The organism is Pseudovibrio sp. POLY-S9, assembly GCF_001431305.1.
Classification (GTDB): domain Bacteria; phylum Pseudomonadota; class Alphaproteobacteria; order Rhizobiales; family Stappiaceae; genus Pseudovibrio.
Genome location: NZ_LCWX01000138.1, coordinates 18342 through 41938, shown reverse-complemented (window position 1 = coordinate 41938; position 23597 = coordinate 18342). Strand labels below are relative to the sequence as shown.

The following is a 23597-nucleotide window of genomic DNA, read 5'->3' as shown; positions in this document are numbered from 1 at the left end:
TGCGCGCTGATGTTTACAGTGCGGTCCTTGCCTTCTCCGGTGATTTTTATCTCTGGAAACAAGCTCGGCATGTCGCCTTGCGTAATTGGAACCTGCGCAAAGGCATCATTGACCAGTTTGTCGGCAACATCATCTTTCATCGTGGCCGCAGGAAAGACGAGAGAGACCTCGGCCTGTCCTGGGATACAAATGTCTTTGCAGATGCCAAAGGTCAGATTTGCATTCAAAATGGCCGGGCGTCCGTCATCCATGCGCTTAATCAGCAAAGGCAGCACCACCTTGTCTGAATATATCAGAGATGTGGAAAATCCGTCAGAGTAAGCCTTCGGCGCAGGGAACATCAGCTCCGCGCTAGCTATATTGACTGAATTAACAAAGCTGGCTTCTGTCGGAATACCGGCTTCACCTGGATATCTCCAGTATGTGTGCCAGCCTTCTTCAAGGCGAAATTCAATCCCGCCGCGATAGAGGCCATCGGTGTTAGGCTCGCTCGCACGTAAAAGGCGAACTGCACCGCCTTGAACAATAACCCATTCAGACACACTTGATGACAAGGCGCTTGAAACAGAGGCGGAGAGCACCGCAGCAGCGATGAGGGTCGATTTGAAGAATCTAGAAATCATAGAGTCTATTTAAACGGTCCCTTTTCAAATTCCCATTAAGATTGCCTCTCAGACAATCAATGATCCGTGAACAATCTCACCTTTTTTCCACTGATCATTGATCACCGGAAAAATCCGTGAGTACCTATAATATAATTGCCTCTACACTGAACTGAGGCAATCCGTTTGAAGCATGAGGAGAGCGCCCCCAACATGTCTGGTGAAAAACCGGGTTACATTGACGGACAATATCTCATTGCCATGCCCACTATGGAGGATGGTCGTTTTGCCCATTCCGTCATCTACGTGTGTGCTCACTCTGAAGAGGGAGCGATGGGGATTGTGCTCAATCAGCCGGCCCCTAACATCACATTTGGGCAACTTTTGGGTCAACTGAATATCGTCGAAGACGAAAATGAAGATCCATTGGCAATCGATATTTCTGAACGCAAAGTCTATCGCGGTGGGCCAGTTGATGCTGGTCGCGGATTTGTCCTTCATTCAGATGACTATTTTCTGGAGGAGACGAGCCTCAAGATTGAAGACGGCGTTGTCCTAACCGCCACGGTCGAAGTTTTGCGCGCCATCGCAGCAGGCAAAGGCCCTAAGAAGTCATTGTTGGCATTGGGTTACGCTGGCTGGGCACCCGGTCAGCTTGAAACGGAATTACAGGCAAATGGTTGGCTGACATGTCAAACAGATCCCTCATTGATCTTTGAGGGAGAGGGCGATCAAAAGTGGCACAACGCGCTTGATATTCTTGGTATTGATCCCGGGATGTTGTCCAGCGACATTGGCCACGCATGATCTTACGTGCCTAAACGAGATTTCGCCGTGCAACTTCCTACAATTTCTGCTATTTCCCTGTGCGCACTTGAAACGCAAATGCGACAGTTTTGGGAATCTAATTTCAGATTCCAGCTAAAAACCTGATAGATACCAATGGGGTATGGCACTAAAATGCCCTGATTCAGGTTGAGCGAGAAGGGATGTAACGGTGAGATATGTAAGTACGCGCGGCGATGCACCAGAACTCAACTTTTCTGAGGTGCTGCTCACGGGGTTGGCACGCGACGGCGGTTTGTATCTACCAAAAGAGTTCCCGCAATTATCTACTGAGGAAATTTCAGGATTTGCTGGAAAGCCCTACAGCGAAGTCGCTCTCAAGGTCATCGCCCCATTCGTTGGCGACTCCATTCCGCATGACGACCTGAAAAAAATGATCGACGAAGCCTATGCCAGCTTCTCGCATAAGGCTGTCACGCCGCTCATCCAAACTGCTCCCAACACTTACGTACTGGAACTCTTCCACGGCCCGACCCTTGCATTCAAAGATGTGGCAATGCAGCTACTCGGTCGCTTGATGGATTATGTGCTAGCTCAAAAAGGTGCACGTGCAACCATCGTTGGCGCTACTTCAGGCGACACGGGCGGTGCTGCGATTGAAGCATTCCGTGGTCGTGAGCGCACAGACGTCTTCATTCTGTTCCCTGAAGGGCGTGTCTCGCCTGTTCAACAGCGCCAGATGACCACCTCCAAGGAAGACAACATTCATGCCCTCGCAGTCAAAGGCAACTTTGATGATTGTCAGGGCATCCTGAAAGATCTCTTCAACGACTTCTCCTTCCGCGAGCGCGTGGGCCTGTCTGGTGTAAACTCCATCAACTGGGCACGCATTGTGGCTCAGGTGGTGTATTACTTCACCTCCGCAGTGTCTCTGGGTGCTCCACATCGCAAAGTGTCCTTCACAGTGCCGACTGGCAACTTTGGTGACGTGTTTGCAGGTTATGTGGCAGCTCAGATGGGGCTGCCAGTTGAGAAGCTGGTGATCGCGACCAACACCAACGATATTCTGGCCCGTACTCTGGACACAGGCCGCTATGAAATGCGCGGTGTTGTGGCGACCACTGCACCGTCCATGGACATTCAGGTGTCGTCCAACTTCGAGCGTCTGCTGTTTGCTGCAAATGGCGAAGACAGTGCAACTGTTAAAGCTCAGATGGACAGCCTCAAACAGTCCGGTGGCTTCACTCTCTCGGAAAAAACCCTAGGTTTTATCAAAGAGAAGTTCTCAGCAGGTCGCGCAAGCGAAGAAGAAACAGCTCAGACCATCACTGATACTCTTAAGGAAAGTGGTTATCTGCTTGACCCGCATACTGCGGTCGCGATCCATGTCTCCAAAGAGCACAATGATGGTGTTACCCCGATGATCGTGCTGTCGACAGCACACCCGGCAAAATTCCCAGCGGCAGTGGAAAGTGCATCAGGTATTCATCCTGACCTGCCAGCTCATCTTGCTGACCTGATGGAACGTGAAGAGAAGTTTTCCGTTCTGCCAGCAGATGCGCAGGAAATTGCGAAATTCGTTGAAGGCAATGCACGTGCCGTGAAAGCAGGCGTTTAATGGCGGTCAAACTAACAAAATTAGAAAATGGCCTGACTGTAGTTACTGATCAAATGGAATACCTCAAGACAACAGCTCTTGGGGTATGGGTAAAAGCTGGTTCTCGCTCTGAAGGCGAGCATGAAAACGGCATCACCCACCTTCTGGAGCACATGGCATTCAAGGGCACCAGCAAGCGCAATGCCCGCGAAATTGCAGAGGAAATCGAAGCCGTTGGCGGCGAGATGAATGCCTCCACAAGTGTTGAGCATACAAATTACTATGTGCGCACCTTGGCAGATGATGCGCCTTTGGGGTTGGATATTCTCTCCGACATCCTTCAGGATTCAATCATTGACCCTGAAGAGCTTGCTCGCGAAAAACACGTAATCCTTCAAGAAATTGGCGCAGCACAAGACATGCCTGATGACCAGGTATTTGATGTGCTTCTGGAAACCGCATGGCCGGACCAGCCACTCGGTCGTCCAATTCTTGGTACGCCTGAAACTGTCACCGGCTTTTCTGCGGATGCCATCCGCCAGTACGTCGCACGCAAGTACACAGCATCCGATATGGTGCTTGCTGCTGCTGGTGCAGTCGATCATGAAGCGCTCGTAGAATTGGCTGAAGCCAGCTTCTCAAAGCTGTCGAATGCAGCGCCGGATGAAGACTATGTGGCAAAGTATGTCGGCGGTGAAGGCTCCATTGAACGTGAACTGCAGGAGTTGCAGGTCATCCTCGGTTTTGAAGGCCTGCCATACGAACATGAAGACTACTATGCTGTGCAGGTGCTTGCCTCGATCCTCGGTGGCGGCATGTCATCGCGCCTCTTCCAGGAAGTGCGCGAAAAGCGCGGTCTATGCTATTCTGTCTATGCCTTCCATTGGGCGTTTGCGGATACCGGCTTCTTTGGTGTTCATGCCGCAACCGGACCAGAAGATGCCGCAGAACTGACCGAAGTGCTGGTGGAACAGCTGAAAGAAATTGCCAAGGGCGTGACCGAAAAGGAAGTGTCCCGCGCCAAAGCGCAGCTGCGATCCGGATTGCTGATGGCATTGGAAAGCCCGGCAGCACGTGCAGGCCAGATCGCCCGTCAGGTGATGATCTACGGTCATCCCGTCGCGCTGGAAGAACTGGAACGCCGCCTCAATGTTGTGTCCGCTGACCGTGTGCAGATCTTGGCAGAAAGGCTGTTTGCCTCTGACAACCCTACCTATGTGAAGGTTGGACCAAAGGCACCTATGCTAAATTATGCTGAGCTAAAAGAGCGTTTGGCAGGGATCAAAGCATAAGCCTATTGCAATTCAGGTAATGCTTTTTGCATAATGGAGCTCTGATTAAGAGGGGAGAGAAGCTGTGTCATTTTTCAAAACAAGCACATCTCCCCAATCTCTTGCGACATTAACCACAGGCCGTCTGTATTTACGTGCGCCATCCATGGCGGATTACGCGCAGTGGTCTGATCTGCGAGCTCAAAGCAGAGCCTTCCTGCAGCCGTGGGAACCCACGTGGCCGGCAGATGATCTGACAAAAGCTGCCTTCCGAAAACGCATCCGGCGTTACAATCGCAACATCCGCGAAGGCTCTCACTACCCGTTTTTTCTGTTCAACCGGGATACCGACGAGTTGATAGGTGGTTTGAACCTTTCCAACGTCCGTCGTGGTGTCGCACAGGCAACCTCGCTTGGGTACTGGATGGGAGCTTCCTTTGCCGGCAATGGCTTTATGAAAGAGGCCGTTCAGCGCGTCTGTTGTTTCTGCTTCGATGATTTACACTTGCACCGGATCGAAGCAGCCTGTCTGCCTTCAAATGAGGTCTCCAGAGCGCTCTTAATGAAGGTTGGATTCTCTGAACTGGGCTTTGCACCCTCGTATTTATTCATAAACGGAATGTGGCAAGACCATATTTTGTTTGGCAAAATCCGGGATTCCGCACCTATACCAGCCAAAGTCCTGCCACAATCAGAGGCAGATGGGGATAAATTGCCTGTAACACATGCTTGAACCATGAAACTGGCGCCTTGACGATGTAATGATCTTGGCAAGGAATTCAGTTAATTTTTCGTTATCGTGGAGAAGCCGGTGTCAGGGACTTATTGTCAGCGCATGCAGAACGTTATTCAGGCTGTTCTGTCAAGCGCTCTCCTGCTCATTGTGGTTGCGTCACAAGCCTTGGCTTTGGAGGCGATTGTCGTCCCCAAGGATGTTGATGCACTCGATCTGACCAGCTCCGTCGATATCTACCCCAACACCAGCAAAAGCATTCAGGTTTCCACCGCTCCAGACTCAGATGGCATCGTCAGACGCATCGAAGTGCGCTCCATTGACGATACTGCCAGCTCTTGGGCTGTGTTCGCGCTCTCTAATCCGGGGGAGGAGCAGATCGACCGCCTGCTTGTTGCACCTTACTACAAGATGACTGGCGGCGGTGTACTGGTGCCGGACCTTGGTCAGCGCCGCATCGTGTCTTTGACACCTAGTCAGGGCATCCCACCAATTCGCGAGCGCAGCACGGAAGCAGATATTTACCGTATCACGCTGGATCCGGGTGCGAATGTGACCTTCATCGCGGAGGTCAACACCCCAAGCCTGCCGGAACTCCGCCTCTGGAAACCAGAAGCTTACAAAGACAACATCAACGCTTACACGCTTTACCGCGGTATCGTACTCGGTATTGCTGGCCTCTTGGCGCTGTTCCTCACTATCTTGTTTGTGGTGAAGGGAACTGTTCTCTTCCCGGCAACTGCAGCTCTGGCGTGGGCTGTTCTTGTTTATTTATGTATCGACTTCGGCTTTTGGAATCTCGTCTTCGGGCGAACGCTGGGGGATGATCAGCTCTATCGAGCGGTGGCGGAAATCAGTCTCACAGCCGCGCTTGTGGTCTTCCTTTACGCCTATCTCGGCCTCAGCCGCTGGCACATCCATTATACGCACCTTGCAATCGGCTTGTTCATCACTGTGCTCAGCTTGTTTGGCTTAGCGCTTTGGGATCCAACCATTGCAGCTGGTATCTCCCGTATCCTGATGGGTGGTGTGGCAATCGCTGGCTTCGGTGTCATCCTGATGCTCACCGTTCGTGGGTTCGAACGCGCGATTATGCTGCTGCCGACATGGTTCCTGTTCCTCGCATGGCTGTTCGCTGCGTGGATGGCAACCACAGGCATGTTGCAAAGTGATCTGGTGCAGCCAGCGCTGGCAGGTGGCCTCGTTCTCTTCGTTCTGCTGCTCGGTTTTACCGTCATGCAGCATGCCTTTGCAGGGTCTGGTCTCTCCCACAGTGTGATGAGTGATGTCGAACGCCGGGCTCTGGCGCTGACAGGCTCCGGCGACATCATCTGGGACTGGGACGTCGACCGCGACAAAATCCACACCAGCGGTGGCCTGGAAGAAGCTCTGGGCATCAAGCCAGGTCTTCTGGATGGTCCAGCCCGCCTCTGGCTCGAAATTCTGCACCCGCAGGACCGTGACTTGTTCCGCGACACATTGGACGCCGTGATTGACCATCGCCGTGGACGCGTTAATCAAGCGTTCCGCCTCCGTGGTGAAGATGGTCATTACCGCTGGTTCAAAATGCGCGCCCGTCCGGTGCTCGGCTCTGATGGTGAAGTGATCCGCTGCGTTGGTACGCTGCTGGACATCACCTCTCAGAAAACCGCTGAAGAGCGCCTGATGCATGATGCCGTGCACGACAACCTGACCGGCCTGCCAAACCGCGAACTGTTTATGGACCGCCTCGTTGCTGCGCTCGCTCGTTCCAGAGCAGAAGGCAATGGCAACCCGACTGTCATCTTGATTGATCTTGACCGCTTCAAGCAGGTCAACGACAGCATCGGTCAGACAGCTGGCGATTCCATGCTGCTCACCGCTGCACGCCGCCTCTCTCGTCTGATTAAACCGCAGGATTCTCTGTCTCGCATTTCTGCAGATACCTTCGCAGTGCTGATGATCTCCGAGCAGGACGCAACACGCATCGCATCCTTTGCAGATGAGCTGCGCAAATCTCTGCGCACACCAGTCACCTTCGGTGATCAGGAAGTGTTTCTGACAGCATCCATCGGCGCTTCCATCTTTGATGGTGGTCCTGAAAAGGCAACCGACCTGATGCGCGACGCGGAGATCGCACTCAACCACGCCAAGCGCCTTGGCGGTGACCGCATCGAGATCTTCCGCCCAACGCTGAAGCCAGTGGCAAGCAACACGCTCGCGTTGGACAACGATCTACGTTCTGCTCTTGAAAAAGACGAGATCAAGGTTTTCTTCCAGCCAATCGTACGTCTGTCTGACAAGACGACTGCGGGCTTCGAAGCACTGGCGCGCTGGGAACATCCAAGCCGCGGCCTGATCCCACCATCTGAGTTCATTCCGGTTGCTGAACAAAGCGGCCTGATCAACGAGCTTGGCCTGCGTGTGATGGAGAAGGGGGCTCGTCAGCTTGCACAATGGCAGCGCGAGTTCAAACACGCACTACCATTGTTTGTCTCCGTCAACATCTCTTCTCGCCAGCTGTTGAAGCCGGACCTCATTAACGATGTGAAAGCAGTTCTGGCACGCACAGCGCTGACACCGGGCTCTTTGAAACTGGAGCTGACTGAATCTTTGGTCATGCAGAATCCGGAATTCTCCGTGCAGGTTCTTGAGCGCCTGAAAGGTCTGGGCGCTGGTCTGTCTCTGGATGATTTCGGTACAGGCTACTCATCCCTGAGCTACCTCCAGCGCTTCCAGTTCGACACCATCAAGATCGATCAGTCCTTCGTCCGTCCTAACGGCCAAAGCGCTCGTCCGGTCATCCTGCGTACCATCGTAGCGCTGGGGCATGACCTTGGTATGGAAGTGGTTGCGGAAGGTGCTGAGACTGAGTCAGATGCACTGGAGCTGTTCCAGCTTGGTTGCGAATACGTGCAGGGCTTCCACTTCGGTCAGCCAATGCGTGCTGCTGAAGCAGGCCGCATGCTCAAAGAGCAGTTCGCCCAGCAGGGCCGCAACAACCAAAGCTGATACGAGCAGGTAAGTTAGAAAGGCCACATGGTTGCAATGGAAAATTGTAACCATGCGGCCTTCGCAGCAGCGCTGGATAAAAATTGATCTATCTCCGCCAAGTTTCCACTGAATAACTCTGGCGATGACATACTCGAGGCAATTTTCTAAGAGCATCTGTTCGGGCTCTCTTTTCCCTATCTGAGATTATTAGCTGCATGTTTTGTTTTGGTAATGCGTGTCGAAAACTACACGTCGCTTTGGGTTTATTTCTGGTTTCATCCGGTACCCTAACACCGGCAAGTGCCACGCCATCGCTGGTGTTGAACCTCGACACTCAAAAAGTCCTGTACGCTGAGGATGCCGGCGATCCATGGTATCCCGCTTCTACAACCAAGTTGATGACTGCACTCGTAACCTTTGAGGCTCTTGCCAACAGAGAAGTCGACCTTGAAACGTCAGTGGTGATGTCGCCTTGGGCGATGAGGCAGGACTCATTGAAGTCCGGCCTAAAGGTTGGAAGTGTTATGACACTGCAGGATGCGCTTTATGCAGTGCTCGTTGGATCAGCCAATGATGTCGCAGTGGCGCTGGCTGAAAGTGTTGCGGGGAGTGAAGATGCATTCGCGCAACGCATGAATGCCACCGCGCAACGTCTTGGAATGACCGCAAGCCACTTTGTTAATGCCAACGGCTTGTTCGAACGCTCTCAGCAAACAACCGCACGAGATCTGGCCATTTTGGCGAGCGAAGTTTATCTGCGCTTCCCTCAATACCGGGACGTGTTCGCCACATCAAAAGTGCTCATTGATGGTGCCGAAATCAAATCTTACAATGAGTTGCTGACACGACTGCCGGGCACAGTTGGCATGAAGACAGGTTTTGTCTGTTCATCTGGCCGTAATATCGTTGCACTTACAGATCGTGGTGGGCAACGTTTTATGGCTGTCGTTCTTGGCGCGACGACGGGGCGGGAGCGCAGCGAAAGAGCAGCTAAACTCCTGACTGAGGCAATGACTGGTGAACTGACACCCAATGGTTTGCAACTGAATGAAATTGCTAACGATCTGCATCGTCAACCTGAAAATATGCGCAAACGGGTGTGTAGCAGCCAAAGTGCAACCTATGAGGCGCAGCAAAACAAGCGCTATCCGATGGGGATCGGCAGAAACAAGAGTTACCTGAAGGCGGCGGTGAAGCACAAAAGCCATAGCATCCGCACTTGGAAGGCTGCTGTGGGTTTTAGCGGCCCGCTACCCTATCCAAAGCCGAAGTAACCGGCAGCAATGCCTTTCACATGTCAGAGTTTGGCAGGCTTGGAAGTGAACTTGATACCGGCTTCTTCGCAATGCAGCCAGACGACCTTGCCGCTGAAGGAAAGTTTGCGGGCTGGTACCTGAATTTTCACCGTGTCACCGGACGCGAGCTTTCCGGTATTGATCAGCAGCCGACAACCACCGTTGCTGATGTCCTCAATCACGCAGGATCGGTTGAAATTATCTGTAAGCAGAACAGCAGGCCAATGACAGGCATGCCGTTTATAGTCCCGGTTTTCTATTTCTAAAAGTTTCGGACGAGGTATCATGAGACCGCCGGCCCTTACATCAATATGCGATAACTAGAATCATTAGTTTGGAAAACTGATATACGCATTATCAATTATATATTGCGCAGATGTTAACGTGCGAGCGGCCTATCGTCTCAGTCTAAGCTATTCATATCATGAAGGAAAATGAGAAAATTCGGCTCTAAATATGTTGAGCGTACAGGTTGACTGTAACCTGCGGGAAGCACTACGTAAATTTGAGGCTGTAACCATCAAGTGGATTGTGAAAGGGAAGAGCTGTTCTATTTTCCAGAAATAATCGTCAATTCACAGTCGCCAACAGAAACCTCAAGCGGTGTGCCGCCAAATGGCTCTCCGTCGATTTGAACAGCTGCCGCACGATAAGCATCTATGCGGGCAGTTCTGATTGCCTTGCACTCAACATTACGGGATTTTGCGACGCTGCCAGTAAGTAAGCGGCATGCGTATTTGAAGAGCGCCCACACCCCGTCCTCTTTGAAGACCAGTAGATGCAGTCTCTTCTCCAGAATGGACGCATCAGGCACCACGAGGTGTTTACCAGCGTAGTAGCGGCCATTGGTGATCAAGGCCATAGCGCACTGCAGCTCTTCATCGTCAGCCCGCACTTTAAAGCTGCCTTTGCGGCGCGAAAATGCAAGCTGAGCCGCAATGAAGAGATAAGCAAACCGACCGTAACGTCGCTTCAGACGCAGAGGTACAACATGCACCACTTCAGCATCAAAGCCGGTTGACGTGGAAAGGAAGAAAGGGCGTCCATTGGCAAACCCATTGTGCAGTTTCTTCGTCTTGCCTGCGATGATGGTCTTGGCAATCTCTTGCGGCGTACTCGGCACACTCAGTTCATGAGCAAGTACATTTGCGGTGCCTAGAGGAATAATCGCCAGATGCGGCTTCATTCCGCGTCCCAGCAAAGCAGAAGCAGCCTCACTCACAGAGGCATCCCCACCAGCAACAGCGAGAATATCCGTGCTTAGGTCAGGGTCCGTGCAAGTTTCAGCAATCTCGCTTGCACGGCTGGTGAGTTTTAGCTCCACCTTCATCCCGGCGTCTTCAAGGCATTGCACAATCTCTGTGATGTTTTGAAAACGGAAAGATGTCGCGGTCGGATTAGCAAGAATCAGCACACGCTTGGCTTTGCGTGATTTCTTTTTCGCCTCTTCCGGCCGAGAGTGGGGAAGCTGGTTTTCCATAAACCTGACCTTGCCTTCCCGACTTACTTGGATTTCTGAAAGGGTTTCATACCCTTGCGGGCAAGCTCATCAGCACGTTCGTTTTCTTCGTGCCCGGCATGACCTTTGATCCAGTGCCACGCAACATCATGCCGTTGTGCTGCCGTATCCAGCAGTTGCCATAAATCAGCGTTTTTAACGGGTGAGTTGGAAGCAGTCCGCCAGCCCTTGCGCTTCCAGTTATGCATCCACTGCGTAATGCCGTTTTTTACATAGGAACTGTCGGTATAAAGATCGACGGCACAAGAGCGCTTCAGGGAATCAAGAGCCTGAATGGCTGCCATCAACTCCATGCGATTGTTGGTCGTATCAGGCTCGCCGCCGCACAATTCTTTCTCATGCTCGCCAAAGCGCAGCAGCACGCCCCAGCCGCCAGGTCCGGGGTTGCCGGAGCAAGCTCCATCAGTCCATGTCTCAACACGTTTGGTATCGGTCATTTATCCAGCCCGTATGCACTCGCATTGGATACGCCACGATGGAACCTGAGTTTGTGCAGGTATTCAAGTGGATCTTTCGGAACAACAAGCGCGCCTTCCGGCACAGACAGCCAGTCGTAAAGACGGGTCAGCAGGAAGCGCAGCGCTGCACCACGACACAGCAAAGGCAGGTTGTCGAACTCAAGCTCGCTGAACGGGCGCACACTGCGATAACCTTCCAGCAATGCCCGTGCTTTCGTGACATTGAACATGCCATCCGGCTCAAAGCACCAGGCATTGATGCAGATTGCCACGTCATAGGCAAAGGCATCATTACAAGCAAAGTAGAAGTCGATCAGACCGGAAAGTTCTTTGCCCAGATAAAACACATTGTCCGGGAAAAGATCGGCATGAATAACACCGTTTGGCAGTTCTTTCGGCCACAGCGCCTGCAGTTCATCCAGTTCCGCAGTCAACTCTTCTGCAAGGCCAACCTTCACTTCATGCGCACGCTCACGGCTGGCATCCAGCAAAGGAGCCCAACCATCAACACTCAGAGAGTTTGGTCGTTTGATCTCAAAGTCAGCGCCTGCCAGATGCATCCGCGCCATGCCTTTACCCAGCTCAGCGCAATGCACCAGTTGAGGCTTACGAACCCACATACCATCAAGGAATGTAACCATGGCTGCAGGACGTCCCGCAAGCTCGCCAAGCATCTGCCCGTCACGGTCAATAAGCGGAGTAGGGCAGTTCAGGCCATTATTGGCAAGATGCTGCATCAGTCCCAGAAAAAACGGCAAATCATCAGGATTAACGCGTTTTTCGTAGAGCGTCAGGATGTAATAGCCCGTCTCCGTATGAACCAGATAGTTGGAGTTCTCGACACCTTCAGCAATGCCCTTATAAGAGAGCAAATTGCCAATGTTGAAACGGTCGATGAAAGCGCCCAGCTCTTCATCGGAAACATCGGTATATACAGCCATAACTATTCAGCCGGACTTGTTCCGCTAGGCGCGGCAGCGGTCCGTAACTCTTTCGGTAGATTGAATGAAATGTCTTCTTCAGCAGTTGTAACGGTTTCCAGTGTCACATCATAATGCTCACGGAAGGACTCAACAATTTCTTCAACAAGGATTTCAGGGGCAGATGCACCGGCGGTGATGCCGATTGTATTTGCACCTTCAAAATCATCCCAGAAGATCTCGGAGGCTCGCTGAATGAGGAAAGCCTTGTCACAACCTGCTCTCTCACCAACTTCGCGCAGGCGCTTGGAGTTGGAGGAGTTTGGTGCACCAACAACAATCATGGCATCGCACTTCGGTGCAATTTCCTTCACAGCATGCTGGCGATTGGTTGTTGCATAGCAGATGTCATCCTTGTGCGGCTTCGCAATGGTCGGGAAGCGTTCTTCAAGAATTTTGACAATCTCTTCTGTGTCATCAACAGAAAGAGTCGTCTGAGAAATCCACGCCAATTGCCGGTCGGTCTTCGGTTTAAACTGGCGAGCATCCTCTGCTGTCTCAATAAGGGAGACACGTCCACGCGGCAGCTGACCCATGGTGCCAACAACTTCCGGATGGCCTTTATGACCGATCAGCAGAATTTCGCGCTCACGCCTGTCATGCAAAATAGCTTCTTTGTGCACCTTGGAAACCAGCGGACAGGTTGCATCAAGGAAGAACAGATTACGCAGTCGCGCAGCCTCTGGCACAGATTTCGGTACACCGTGTGCAGAGAAAATAACAGGACGGTCGTCTACCGGTATCTCATCTAATTCCTCAACAAAAACAGCACCTTTGTTGCGCAGAGATTCAACCACATACTTATTGTGAACGATCTCGTGGCGCACATAAACAGGGGCACCGTATTTCTCGAGAGCGAGGTCGACGATCTGGATCGCGCGATCAACACCGGCACAAAAGCCACGTGGAGCGCAAAGAAGAATTTTGATCGGTGCCTTTGTGGTCGGCGTAACCTGCATGATGTATTCCTGAGTTTTGACTTTGAGCAATTGAAGGATGTTGACTGCCTCTGTCAAGAAAAAGAGTTTTTAATCGGGCATCAAGGGCTGATTTTCTCCAATATTCAGCTTGTCAGCTTCCTCTACTGTGTTTCAGGTGCCTGATGTATCTCGCCATTTGCGTTTGTGGCTGATATAGAAACAAAAACTGCAGGTAAATTTGGGATTCGTATGGTGGGCAATTTATTGGCAAAATCACTGCTCAAAAACACAGGCCGGGCAATTCTTCTGGCAGCACTTGGTGCCTCACTGGCAGGTTGCGGCAGCTTTATGTCATCGGACAACGAGCTGGAAGCATCCTCTACAAACCCGCCTGCAACTGAGAAGACCTTTGATCTGTCCGTGCTTCAGGCACCAGCCTTATGCCCCGCTTTGCAGGAGCTTTCAGGAACAACCATCCTGACGGTGTACCCGCGCGGAAAAGAAAAGACGCCTGAGAATCTGAGTTATCAGGCGATCATCAGGGATTGGGCGCGTACTTGTAAAAAGTCCGGTCAGAATTCCGCGATGAAATTGGGTATCGCAGGCAACATTACACCCGGTCCAACCTGGAAAGGAGGCGAAATTTTGCTTCCTGTGCGTGTAGCAGTCACACAAGGTGTGGATGGCGGAGAAAAAACAATCTACTCCAAACTCTTCAGCGTTCCTGTCACTTTAGGGGCCGGATCGCCGTCTGCGACATGGGCATTTGTGGAAGAAAATATTATCCTTCCGAATGAACCGGGACAAAATGTTGTCTTTGGATTCGACGAAAAGTAAAAAATAGGTTAGTAAGTGATTACAGCTTGGCGTCATAGTGTCGCGCCAGCCTTCTTGAATGACACGTTGCAGTCATTCAGGGGGAATACATTCGCCGGTCTGAGGAGGGCTGGCGCGTGATAGAGCTGTGCGGGAGAGAATAAGCCACCCATTGGGTTATCGCCGAAGGAGCAACCGCCCCGGAAACTCTCAGGCAAAAGGACCGCACAGTAAGCAACACTCTGGAAAGCAGTGCCGAGCACGCAATCCTGTTGGATCGCATGTTAAGGCTCTCACCGAAGGAGTAACCATTCTGGTTTTTGTAGCTGCCAGCGTGGGAAATCTCTCAGGTTCTCGAGACAGAGGGGGCGTACTCGATCATTCCGCGACTTTGGAATGGTCGTTGATGTGTACGCCACTGTCTGAGGGGACCATATGGCTGAAGCTGCAGACCTGCTAAAAACACCGCTTTTCGATCTTCATGTAGAGCTTGGCGCTAAAATGGTGCCGTTCGCTGGTTATGATATGCCAGTGCAGTTCCCGCTTGGCGTGATGAAAGAACACCTCTTCACACGTGAAAGCGCAGGCCTCTTTGATGTGTCTCACATGGGGCAGGCTTGGCTCGTAGGTCCAGACCACGCAACCACTGCTGCTGCTCTGGAAACACTTGTTCCTTCCAACATGAAGGAACTGAAGCCGGGCAAACAGCGTTACACCGTTCTGCTCAACGACAACGGCTGCATCATTGATGACCTCATGGTCTCTCGCCCTCTGGCGAGCGAAGATGATGGTCGCCTCATGCTCGTCGTAAATGCTGCATGTAAAGACAACGACTATAAAATCATCGCAGCAGCCCTTCCAGAAAACGTAAAGCTTGAGATCGTTGAAGATCGCGCATTGATCGCAATCCAAGGTCCAAAAGCTGCTGAAGTGATGGCGCTGCACGCACCAGAAGCTGCAGAAATGGGCTTCATGGAAGCGCGTCCTCTGGAATTTGACGGCATCTCCGTTATCGCCTCCCGCTCAGGTTACACTGGCGAAGACGGCTATGAGATTTCCATTCCTGCTGGCGCTGCTGAAGCAGTTGCAAAAGCGCTGCTCGCAGATGAGCGCGTTGAATCCATCGGGCTTGGCGCTCGTGACAGCCTGCGTCTTGAAGCCGGTCTTTGCCTTTATGGTCACGACATCGACGAAAACACCACACCTGTTGAAGGCAATATCACCTTCTGCATGCAGAAGCGCCGCAAAGAAGCAGGTGATTTCCCAGGTGGTGAACGTGTGCTGAAACAGCTGGCTGAAGGCACCGAAAATCTCCGTGTAGGCTTGCTGCTTGAAGGCCGTGCACCAGCACGTGAAGGCGCGGAAATCCGCGTCCCGGGTACAGAAGAAATTATTGGCCACGTCACATCTGGCGGTTATGGGCCAACTCTCGGCGCACCAGTTGCGATGGGCTATGTCCCGTCTAATCTGGCAGAAATTGGCACAGAATTAGAGCTTGTGGTCCGTGGCCGCGCGCTTCCTGCCAAGGTTGCTGAGATGCCGTTTGTAGCGCAGCGCTACTACCGCAAACCAAAATAATTCCGGTGAGGGCAGCGGGCTGCCCCAATCACATTTCAATCGACAAACGACAGTGTAGGGAACGCTTAAATGAGCACATATTTCACAAAAGACCACGAGTGGCTGAAGGTTGAGGGAGACGTAGTAACCGTCGGTATCACTGAGTTCGCACAGAGCCAGCTGGGCGATGTTGTGTTCGTCGAACTGCCAGAAAACGGCAAAACCGTCGATCAGGACGATGAAGTTGCTGTTGTGGAATCCGTGAAAGCTGCATCTGAAGTATATGCGCCGCTCGATGGTGAGATCGTTGAAGGCAACGAACTGCTCGTTGATGAGCCTGCAAAAGTGAATGAAGACCCAGAAGGCGCTGCATGGTTCTTTAAAATGAAGCTCGGGAATGCTGCACAGCTAGAAGCCCTGATGAGCGAAGCTGACTACAAAGCATTTGTAGAAACGCTTTAAGGCAAAGCGTACTCCCGAAAAGCCCGACCGGTTTTCGGAATAAGAATACGCAATAAGCCAAAAGCCGTTCATCACCTGCCATGCATGACAGCCGCATGGCAGGAAATGGCAGAAGCTCTGTTCGCTTTTGCTGCAATGTGCATCAGACAATCTGATGGAGAGAGAACATGCGGTATCTTCCGCTTTCAGACAACGACCGCGCCGACATGCTGGCGCGTATCGGCGTAGACTCAATCGATGAGCTGTTTGCCGATATCCCAGAGGCCGTTCGCCTTGAAGAACTGACAACTTTGCCGCGTCGCAAGACAGAAATGCAAGTTGAGCGTCAGCTCAGCGCAATGGCGAACAAGAATGTCAGTGCCGGATCTCTACCGTTCTTCGTTGGGGCAGGGGCGTACAAACACCACGTGCCAGCAACGGTTGATCATCTGATCCAGCGTTCTGAATTTCTGACAAGCTACACCCCGTATCAGCCAGAAATCACACAGGGCACGCTTCAGGCACTCTTCGAATTCCAGACACAGGTGGCAAACCTGACCGGAATGGAAGTCGCCAACGCGTCCATGTACGATGGATCTACCGGCACAGCTGAAGCTGTGTTGATGGCGCACCGTGTAACCCGCAAGAAAAAAGCGGTTCTTTCCGGTGGCTTGCATCCGCAGTACCGTGAAGTGGTGGAAGGTGTTTCTGCAAAACTGCCTGGTGCATCTGTTGCGGCCCTCCCGGCAGACCCAACTGGTACAGAAGATATTCTGGCACAGATCGACGACGAAACCTCCTGTGTGGTGGTTCAGTCTCCGTCCTTCTACGGTCAGCTGATCGATCTGAAGCCGATTGCAGAAAAAGCGCACAAGCACAAAGCTCTGTTGATCGCAGTGTTCACTGAAGTTGTTTCCCTCGGCCTTCTGGAAAGCCCAGGTGCTCAGGGCGCGGACATCGTGGTTGGCGAAGGCCAGTCCATCGGTAACCCGCTCACTTTCGGTGGCCCTTACGTTGGTCTGTTTGCAACCCGCCAGAAGTACATCCGCAATATGCCGGGTCGTGTTTGTGGTGAAACAACGGATGCAGAAGGCAAGCGCGGTTTCGTGTTGACCCTCTCCACCCGTGAGCAGCACATCCGTCGTGACAAAGCGACCTCCAACATCTGCACCAACTCCGGTCTGTGTTCCTTGGCGTTCACCATCCACATGACCTTGTTGGGCGGCAAAGGCCTCGCACGCCTTGCCCGCATCAACCACATGAGCGCAGTTGCACTGGCAGATGCTCTTTCTGCGGTTGAAGGTGTTGAAGTGCTGAACTCCGCGTACTTCAACGAGTTCACAATTCGCACGCCAAAGAATGCACATGACGTGATTGAAGCTCTTGCTGTAAAGGGCGTTCTGGGCGGTGTTCCTGTTTGCCGTCTGGACAAATCCGGTGGTGATATCGACAACCTGATCGTTGTTGCAAGCACAGAAGTGAACACCGATGAGGACCGTGCAGCCTACGCGCAGGCTCTGAAGGAGGTGCTGGCATGACTATGAACCATCAGGGACGTCCAACACGTGCTGGTGAAGCTGGCCCCCCAATGCCGCACCAGACCTTTACGGGCAACAAAGCATTGGACATGGAAGAGCCGCTCATCTTTGAGATCGGCCACATGGACAACTGTGGTGTAGACCTTGACGAGCCAATGGACTTCGTTCCACGCCTCGGCAACCACATGCGTCCTGAGCCGGTAGAGCTTCCAGCTCTGTCCGAGCCAGAAACCATGCGCCACTACGTCCGCATGTCCCGCAACAACTATGCGATTGATTCAGGCCTGTACCCGCTGGGTTCCTGCACCATGAAGCATAACCCGCGCCTTAACGAAAAGATGGCGCGTCTGCCGGGCTTTGCTGACATTCACCCACTGCAGCCAATCTCCACAGTTCCGGGTGCTTTCGAGCTAATCTCTGAACTGGCTGACTGGTTGATGGAACTTACCGGTACCAACGCTGTGGCCATGAGCCCGAAAGCTGGTGCTCACGGTGAGCAGTGCGGTATGATGTCTATCAAGCACGCAATTGCAGCCAAAGGTGAAGAACGCTCCATCGTTCTGGTTCCGGAAAGTGCTCACGGCACCAACCCGGCAACCGCTGCACTGGTTGGCTACAAGGTTGTGTCCATCCCGGCACGTGAAGACGGCACAGTGGCCGTGGAAGCTGTGATCGAAAAGATCGAAGCCCACGCAGGTCAGGTGGCAGCGCTTATGCTCACCAACCCGAACACCTGTGGTCTGTTTGAGCCAGAAGTGATTGAGATTGCAAACGCAATCCATGAAGCCGGTGGCTACTTCTACTGCGATGGCGCAAACTTCAACGCGATTGTTGGTAAGGCAAAACCGGGTGATCTTGGCATCGACGCCATGCACATCAACCTGCACAAAACCTTCTCCACGCCGCACGGCGGTGGTGGCCCAGGTTCTGGTCCGGTTGTTCTGTCTGATCGTCTGGCACCATACGCTCCGCTTCCATTCATCCGCAAAAATGGCAATGAGCTGGAAATTGTTGAAACAACCGATCAGCTGAAGGACGGAGAACAACCATTTGGCCGTATGACCGCATTCTTCGGTCAGATGGGCATGTATGTGCGCGCGCTGTCTTACATGCAGTCTCATGGCTCTGATGGCCTCAAGCAGGCATCTGAAGATGCTGTGCTGAACGCCAACTACATCCGCGTTGGTCTGCAGGACCTGATGACCCTGCCATTCGGTGTGAAGCCATGCATGCATGAAGTTCTGTTTGATGACAGCTTCCTGAATGACACTGGCGTATCCACGCTCGACTTCGCAAAAGCGATGATCGACGAAGGCTACCATCCAATGACCATGTACTTCCCACTGGTCGTAAGTGGTGCAATGTTGATTGAACCAACCGAAAGCGAAAGCCGCGCTTCTCTGGACCTGTTCGTCGCAACCATGCGCGATCTGGTGATGAGTGCAAAAGCAGGCGAAAAAGACCGCTTCGAAGGTGCTCCGTTCCTGGCTCCGCGCCGTCGTCTGGATGAAACAGCGGCTGCGCGTAAACCAATCCTAAAATGGGTGGCTCCAGAACCAACCAAGGTGGAACCAGAACTCGCGTAACAACGAGCTTTCTGTAAAAACTTATAGCCCGGCTCTTGAAAAAGACGCCGGGCTTTTTTCTGTGCCGCCCAATCCATATCCATACCGATGCCCATGGATATTGATTGATCAGAATATGCGGATACTGGCAGTGTCCTGCCCGGTATACGGTCATTCGTGCTTAGCAGATAAAACGGGTGAGGTGGGGGATGCGTAAGGCACCTAAATGGCGCAGTTGGCTACCAACAAGTCGGCAACTTCGGTTCCGGGCGCAATCAACCCTTGCCAGAACCTTCCCGTCCATCGGTGATCGAAACAACTTCTTTCCAGACAATGCAAACCCAAGGCTCGCACCAAATGAACACTTGCAAACCGTTGATGAGCGCAGCTCTCGTGCGCTGCCGCAAGAGGTGCAGGCGTTTTTTGAAGAACACGGTGCATTGGAGCAAAGCCGCTATCCTTTGCCAATCACACCTGACGGTCATACGCAGCTCAGGCTGTATAAGCTCGTTGATGCACTGGTCCTCGGCAGCACCGGAGCAACCGTCTTAAAGGCGCAACATCGCCAGATAGAAGCCGCAGCACCCAACACCATGCGGTTTGCGCGGTTAAAGGACAGGACGATCCAGACTGCAGCCATCAACATGCTGGGCATGGCCGCTGGTCATCGCCATTACTACCACTTCATGTGCGATGTGGCCTTCCCGCTTCTGTTTCTGCTAGAGCAATTGGGGCCGCTGACATTCCCGCTGAAAATACTGCTTCGGGAAAATCTCCCAGAGTTTCAGAAAGAGTTTTACGAGCATTTGGCTCAAGAGACGCCTCTTCTCAGTCTGGAAGAGTGCAAAGGGAACGAACGCATCCATTGCAAGACGTTGTTTCACTGCACACCAGCGATGAACTGCGAATACAGAGTCCCAGCCAGCGAACAGGCCGCATCGATGGTCGCAACGCATTATCTGGCAGCATACCAACTTGATATGCACAAGACGCCAGCCACAAGGCTCTATATTGCGCGGGATGATGCAAAAACACGCCGAATAGTGAACGAGAAGTCCCTCAAAGAGCAGTTGGAGGCACGGGGTTTTCAAAGCATCATTCCCGGCAAACTAAGCCACAAAGAGCAAGTTGAACTCTTCAACAACGCCAGGATCATCGTTGGAACCCACGGCGCAGGCCTGACAAACCTGCTGTTCACACAAGCAGGCGGCAAGCTGATTGAGATCTTCCCCGCAGATTACGTCCAGAGCGCTTATGCATGGCTCGCGCATGTACGAGGGCTAAGATACGCGCCGGTTATTGGAGAAAAGAGCGGGGCGCACCAACACTTCTCTCTGTCTCAAAACGCAATTGGACAGATCCTGCACGAAGTTGATGCTTTGGAACTCGCTTAAACCGACTTCGGCATTACAGGCACTATAATCGCTGCCAGTGCGGCGGAACGATCAAACTGTCATCCAGATTGGGGTTCTTGAACCATTTAAGCGGCGCAATCACGTGTTTTTCTTCATTCTTATTCAAAAAAGCAGCCCACCAGCTGAAGGTGCTGTTGGCGGTGACGATGTGATCGCATAATGACATAACCATCAGATCTTCATAGTCTTTCCCATCCTGCATCGGATCCGCAAAAAACACGCTGTCTTGCTGAGGAACCACCTCACGTGCTCGTTCAGGGCTGTCGGAGAAGACATAGAAGGTCAGGCCGGGAATGCGCTCTGAAAGGAAGTCCATCGCACCCTTGTAGTAGCCAGCAGAGCACAGTCCAAAATTCTGCAAATTGTGCGCCTGACTATAATCGCCATAACGTACGTGGAGGGCAGCAGACGGACCTGAGTTAATCCGTTGCAGCAGTTTCAGCCGCTCAAGCACCATCGGTTTCTTAAGCGTGATCTCTTCTCGCAACTGCTCCATAATGGAGAAGGGAGCCTCCCACTTCTGCCAGTACCCATCCAGATAAGCGCTTTGCTTGAAGGCGGGAGTATCTCCATCTCGCAGCAACTCGTCCTCGCGGATGTAGCGACGCTGATAAAAGGGATAGAACTTGCGGCATATCTTGACGGTTTGCCCAAAGGCCTGCGCAGGCCAAAGCACTGCGGACATTTCAGATTCAGTAGCAGATAAGCCCTGCGTTTTGAAAAGGTTGAGGCAATAGGAGCGGTTGAAATACTGCGCGTACTCACTGTGGTCGAAACGAAGTTTCATCCCCGTTTCAAGCGCGATTTTCCGCCCGAAAGCATACTGAAAAAGCTGATTGCCAATGCCGCCGCGGATACGGACAATCAATGTTGGTTTGAGCTTGCGCCGTCGCGCAGCACCAGACTTTCGCACCTGAGAAGCAACTGACATACGTCCCCCGTACACAAATCAGCGTGTTTACCCCTCAGCCTACCGGAGCTTTGGCAAAGGCTCACTACTAGGTTTTTGGGAGTAAATCTCCTAGGTCGAGCTGAAACTGTGCTAGGTCTGCGAGGATAAGTTGTAATGAACCCCCGCGGTATCATGAAAATGCCATTCTTGCTGACAACACTGTGCCTGATATAACCAATTGGATTTGCTTATGAACTACGATTTACTTATTTGGGATTGCGACGGCTGTTTGATTGATAGCGAGTGGATTGGCTGTCAGGTCGAGGCCGAAGGCTTCACCAAAGCTGGATACCCGATCAGCACGGAAGAAATGATCGCCCGCTTCTGCGGTGTGTCATCTGCAGAAGTATTCAGCCAGGTTGAAGCGGAAATTGGCGTCAACATTCGCCACCACGAGGCGATCGTAAATCAGGATGAGGCGCTAAAGGCAGCCTTTGAGCAGTATCTCAAGCCAATCGCTGGCATCCATGAAGCCTTGCATGAGTTGGACAACTTATTCCCGAATTTGCAAATGTGCATCGCCTCTGGCAGTTCCATGGGCCGCCTGGAACATACCCTCAAGCTCACAAATCTATATGATCGATTTGAGAATAAATACTTTTCGGCAGATCTGGTTGAAAAGGGCAAGCCAGCGCCAGATGTGTTCCTGAAAGCAGCAAGCGAGATGGGCGTCGCTCCCGAAAAATGCGTGGTTGTTGAAGACAGTCACCTCGGCTTGCAAGCAGCCCGGGCAGCAGGCATGACCGCCCTCGGCTTCACCGGAGCCTCCCACGGCAACGCAGATTTACACAGCCGCCTTGAACAGCAAAACCCAATGGCAATCTTTAATGATATGAAAGAGTTAGCCGGTCTCATCAAAAAGCTGAATATGCTCAAAAGTACAGCTTGAGGAGCGCCGAGCAGCACAAACTGCCAAAACTTTCTTGACAGGGCAGTGCCGTTGCGGTCATACACTTGGGCATGAACAAGAACCTGACCATCATTTCTGCGGTTTATTATTATGTGCCCGACATATCGGCGGCCGCGTTCCTATAAACTCATGTAAAATTGAGGTCAGAACCAAAAGCCGCCGCGTAGGCGGCTTTCGTGTTTTAGCTCTCCTGCGCGGCGAAGGAGAGCATTATGAAACATACCGTTGTAGACACCACCCGCTGCTTCCGTCCCAAATCTGAAGCCCTTCAACTGCTGATCGATCGCGGTTTCCTGCATCAATGCACGGATTTGGAAGCGCTGGACGAAAAGCTCCAAGTAGGCCCCATCACAGCATACGCTGGATTTGATGCAACGGCTGACAGCCTGCATGTCGGCCACCTGCTGCCATTAATGGCCATGCGCTGGTTGCAGAAAACCGGTCACAAACCAATCCTGTTGGTGGGCGGTGGTACCACCCGCGTTGGTGATCCAAGTTTCCGCAGTGAAAGCCGTCCGCTGCTGGATGATGCGCAGATTGAGCACAATCTCGCAGGTATCCGCGCAACCGTAGAACGCCTCTTCGATTTGTCTGAAGGGCAGGGCCAAATCGTCAACAACGCTGAGTGGCTGGACGAATTCCGCTTCCTCGAATTCCTGCGAGACTTCGGTACGCACTTCACCGTCAACCGTATGATGACCTTCGACAGCGTCCGCTCCCGCCTTGAGGCACAACAACCACTCTCCGTGCTCGAGTTCTGCTACATGATGCTGCAAGCCGTTGACTTCGTTGAGCTCAACCAGCGCTTCGACTGCACATTGCAGATTGGCGGTTCTGATCAATGGGGCAACATCGTCAATGGTGTGGACCTTGGCCGCCGTTCCGGCAGCCAGCTTTTCGGCTTCACACTGCTACTGCTGACAACAGCCTCGGGCAGCAAAATGGGCAAAACCGCAGAAGGCGCTGTGTGGCTCAACCCATCCCGCCTATCCAGTTTCGGCTTCTGGCAATTCTGGCGCAATGCAGATGATGCGGATGTGCCACGTCTGCTGAAACTCTTCACCGACTTGCCATTGGGTGAAATTGATCGCCTGTCCTCCCTTCAGGGGCAGGAGCTGAATGAGGCCAAGAAGATACTGGCAACACAAGTCACCGGCATCGTCCACGGTCTGGCCGCAGCAGAAGCAGCCCTTCAGCAGGGAGAAGCCCTGTTCAGCGGTCAGGAAGACCTCTCTCAGCCAACCCACGAGCTACCTCTATCCCTCCTCG

21 protein-coding genes and 1 riboswitch are annotated in these 23597 nt (G+C 52.5%); of the genes, 14 read left to right on the top strand and 7 right to left on the bottom strand.

What is annotated here, in order from left to right; genetic code table 11:
* A partial coding sequence (locus tag PPL9_RS12020) for a protein-disulfide reductase DsbD domain-containing protein (RefSeq protein WP_208989328.1) occupies window positions 1-623 on the bottom strand: 623 nt, incomplete at its 3' end.
* A 192-nt stretch (window positions 624-815) separates the two neighbouring features.
* Between PPL9_RS12020 and PPL9_RS12015 the strand changes: the two genes are divergently transcribed.
* The 6 genes from PPL9_RS12015 to PPL9_RS11990 all read left to right on the top strand — a co-directional run bounded on the left by PPL9_RS12015 (window position 816) and on the right by PPL9_RS11990 (window position 9236).
* The gene (locus PPL9_RS12015) at window positions 816-1409 is read left to right on the top strand and encodes a YqgE/AlgH family protein (protein ID WP_057462914.1); all 594 of its coding nucleotides are present in this window, start codon (window positions 816-818) and stop codon (window positions 1407-1409) included.
* Window positions 1410-1599: 190 nt separating this feature from the next.
* Entirely contained in the window at window positions 1600-3006 is a 1407-nt protein-coding gene (thrC, locus tag PPL9_RS12010) for a threonine synthase (protein ID WP_057462913.1), read from the top strand.
* Window positions 3006-4277: a pitrilysin family protein gene (locus tag PPL9_RS12005; RefSeq protein WP_057462912.1), complete on the top strand. Its 1272-nt coding sequence runs from the start codon at window positions 3006-3008 to the stop codon at window positions 4275-4277. The genes thrC and PPL9_RS12005 overlap by 1 nt, the downstream gene beginning before the upstream one ends.
* A 64-nt stretch (window positions 4278-4341) precedes the next feature.
* Complete coding sequence (locus PPL9_RS12000) at window positions 4342-4989, top strand: GNAT family protein (protein WP_057462911.1); 648 nt, start codon at window positions 4342-4344, stop codon at window positions 4987-4989.
* A 102-nt stretch (window positions 4990-5091) separates the two neighbouring features.
* A complete protein-coding gene (locus tag PPL9_RS11995; RefSeq protein ID WP_057462910.1) occupies window positions 5092-7980 on the top strand; it encodes an EAL domain-containing protein in 2889 nt (962 codons plus the stop codon).
* A gap of 239 nt (window positions 7981-8219) precedes the next feature.
* Entirely contained in the window at window positions 8220-9236 is a 1017-nt protein-coding gene (locus PPL9_RS11990; protein WP_244273384.1) for a D-alanyl-D-alanine carboxypeptidase family protein, read from the top strand.
* 23 nt (window positions 9237-9259) lie between these two features.
* On the opposite strand, the gene PPL9_RS31300 is transcribed toward PPL9_RS11990, so the two are convergent.
* The 5 genes from PPL9_RS31300 to ispH form a co-directional block, all read right to left on the bottom strand.
* The gene (locus PPL9_RS31300; RefSeq protein ID WP_082596795.1) at window positions 9260-9544 is read right to left on the bottom strand and encodes a PilZ domain-containing protein; all 285 of its coding nucleotides are present in this window, start codon (window positions 9542-9544) and stop codon (window positions 9260-9262) included.
* Window positions 9545-9807: 263 nt separating this feature from the next.
* A complete protein-coding gene (locus PPL9_RS11980; protein ID WP_057462907.1) occupies window positions 9808-10737 on the bottom strand; it encodes a YegS/Rv2252/BmrU family lipid kinase in 930 nt (309 codons plus the stop codon).
* A gap of 23 nt (window positions 10738-10760) precedes the next feature.
* On the bottom strand, window positions 10761-11213 hold the full coding sequence (rnhA, locus tag PPL9_RS11975) for a ribonuclease HI (protein WP_057462906.1): 453 nt from the start codon (window positions 11211-11213) through the stop codon (window positions 10761-10763).
* Window positions 11210-12175 carry a homoserine kinase gene (locus PPL9_RS11970; RefSeq protein WP_057462905.1) on the bottom strand — a complete coding sequence of 322 codons (966 nt, stop codon included), beginning with the start codon at window positions 12173-12175 and terminating at the stop codon, window positions 11210-11212. Before PPL9_RS11970 ends, rnhA begins: the two co-directional genes overlap by 4 nt.
* Before the next feature lie 2 nt (window positions 12176-12177).
* Window positions 12178-13230 (bottom strand): 4-hydroxy-3-methylbut-2-enyl diphosphate reductase, encoded by a 1053-nt coding sequence (ispH, locus tag PPL9_RS11965; protein ID WP_057462904.1) that lies wholly within the window; start codon window positions 13228-13230, stop codon window positions 12178-12180.
* A 153-nt stretch (window positions 13231-13383) separates the two neighbouring features.
* On the opposite strand from ispH, the gene PPL9_RS11960 reads away from it, so the two are divergent.
* The 6 genes from PPL9_RS11960 (at window position 13384) to PPL9_RS11935 (ending at window position 20445) form a co-directional block, all read left to right on the top strand.
* Window positions 13384-13971 carry a hypothetical protein gene (locus PPL9_RS11960; RefSeq protein WP_057462917.1) on the top strand — a complete coding sequence of 196 codons (588 nt, stop codon included), beginning with the start codon at window positions 13384-13386 and terminating at the stop codon, window positions 13969-13971.
* A 120-nt stretch (window positions 13972-14091) separates the two neighbouring features.
* Window positions 14092-14186: riboswitch (glycine riboswitch) on the top strand.
* A 199-nt stretch (window positions 14187-14385) separates the two neighbouring features.
* Entirely contained in the window at window positions 14386-15528 is a 1143-nt protein-coding gene (gene gcvT, locus PPL9_RS11955; RefSeq protein WP_057462903.1) for a glycine cleavage system aminomethyltransferase GcvT, read from the top strand.
* Window positions 15529-15597: 69 nt separating this feature from the next.
* Window positions 15598-15969 (top strand): glycine cleavage system protein GcvH, encoded by a 372-nt coding sequence (gene gcvH / locus PPL9_RS11950; RefSeq protein ID WP_057462902.1) that lies wholly within the window; start codon window positions 15598-15600, stop codon window positions 15967-15969.
* Window positions 15970-16136: 167 nt separating this feature from the next.
* Window positions 16137-17486 carry an aminomethyl-transferring glycine dehydrogenase subunit GcvPA gene (gene gcvPA, locus PPL9_RS11945; RefSeq protein WP_057462901.1) on the top strand — a complete coding sequence of 450 codons (1350 nt, stop codon included), beginning with the start codon at window positions 16137-16139 and terminating at the stop codon, window positions 17484-17486.
* Complete coding sequence (gene gcvPB / locus PPL9_RS11940) at window positions 17483-19072, top strand: aminomethyl-transferring glycine dehydrogenase subunit GcvPB (RefSeq protein ID WP_057462900.1); 1590 nt, start codon at window positions 17483-17485, stop codon at window positions 19070-19072. Before gcvPA ends, gcvPB begins: the two co-directional genes overlap by 4 nt.
* 188 nt (window positions 19073-19260) lie before the next feature.
* Complete coding sequence (locus PPL9_RS11935; protein WP_057462899.1) at window positions 19261-20445, top strand: glycosyltransferase family 61 protein; 1185 nt, start codon at window positions 19261-19263, stop codon at window positions 20443-20445.
* 22 nt (window positions 20446-20467) lie between these two features.
* Here PPL9_RS11935 and PPL9_RS11930 read toward each other — a convergent pair whose 3' ends face one another.
* Entirely contained in the window at window positions 20468-21397 is a 930-nt protein-coding gene (locus PPL9_RS11930) for an alpha-1,2-fucosyltransferase (RefSeq protein ID WP_057462898.1), read from the bottom strand.
* Window positions 21398-21608: 211 nt separating this feature from the next.
* Here PPL9_RS11930 and PPL9_RS11925 point away from each other — a divergent pair, with 211 nt between their 5' ends.
* Both PPL9_RS11925 and tyrS read left to right on the top strand, forming a co-directional pair.
* Entirely contained in the window at window positions 21609-22307 is a 699-nt protein-coding gene (locus tag PPL9_RS11925; protein ID WP_057462897.1) for an HAD family hydrolase, read from the top strand.
* A 233-nt stretch (window positions 22308-22540) separates the two neighbouring features.
* Window positions 22541-23597 (top strand): tyrosine--tRNA ligase (gene tyrS, locus PPL9_RS11920; protein ID WP_057462896.1); only part of this gene is annotated, 1057 nt, incomplete at its 3' end.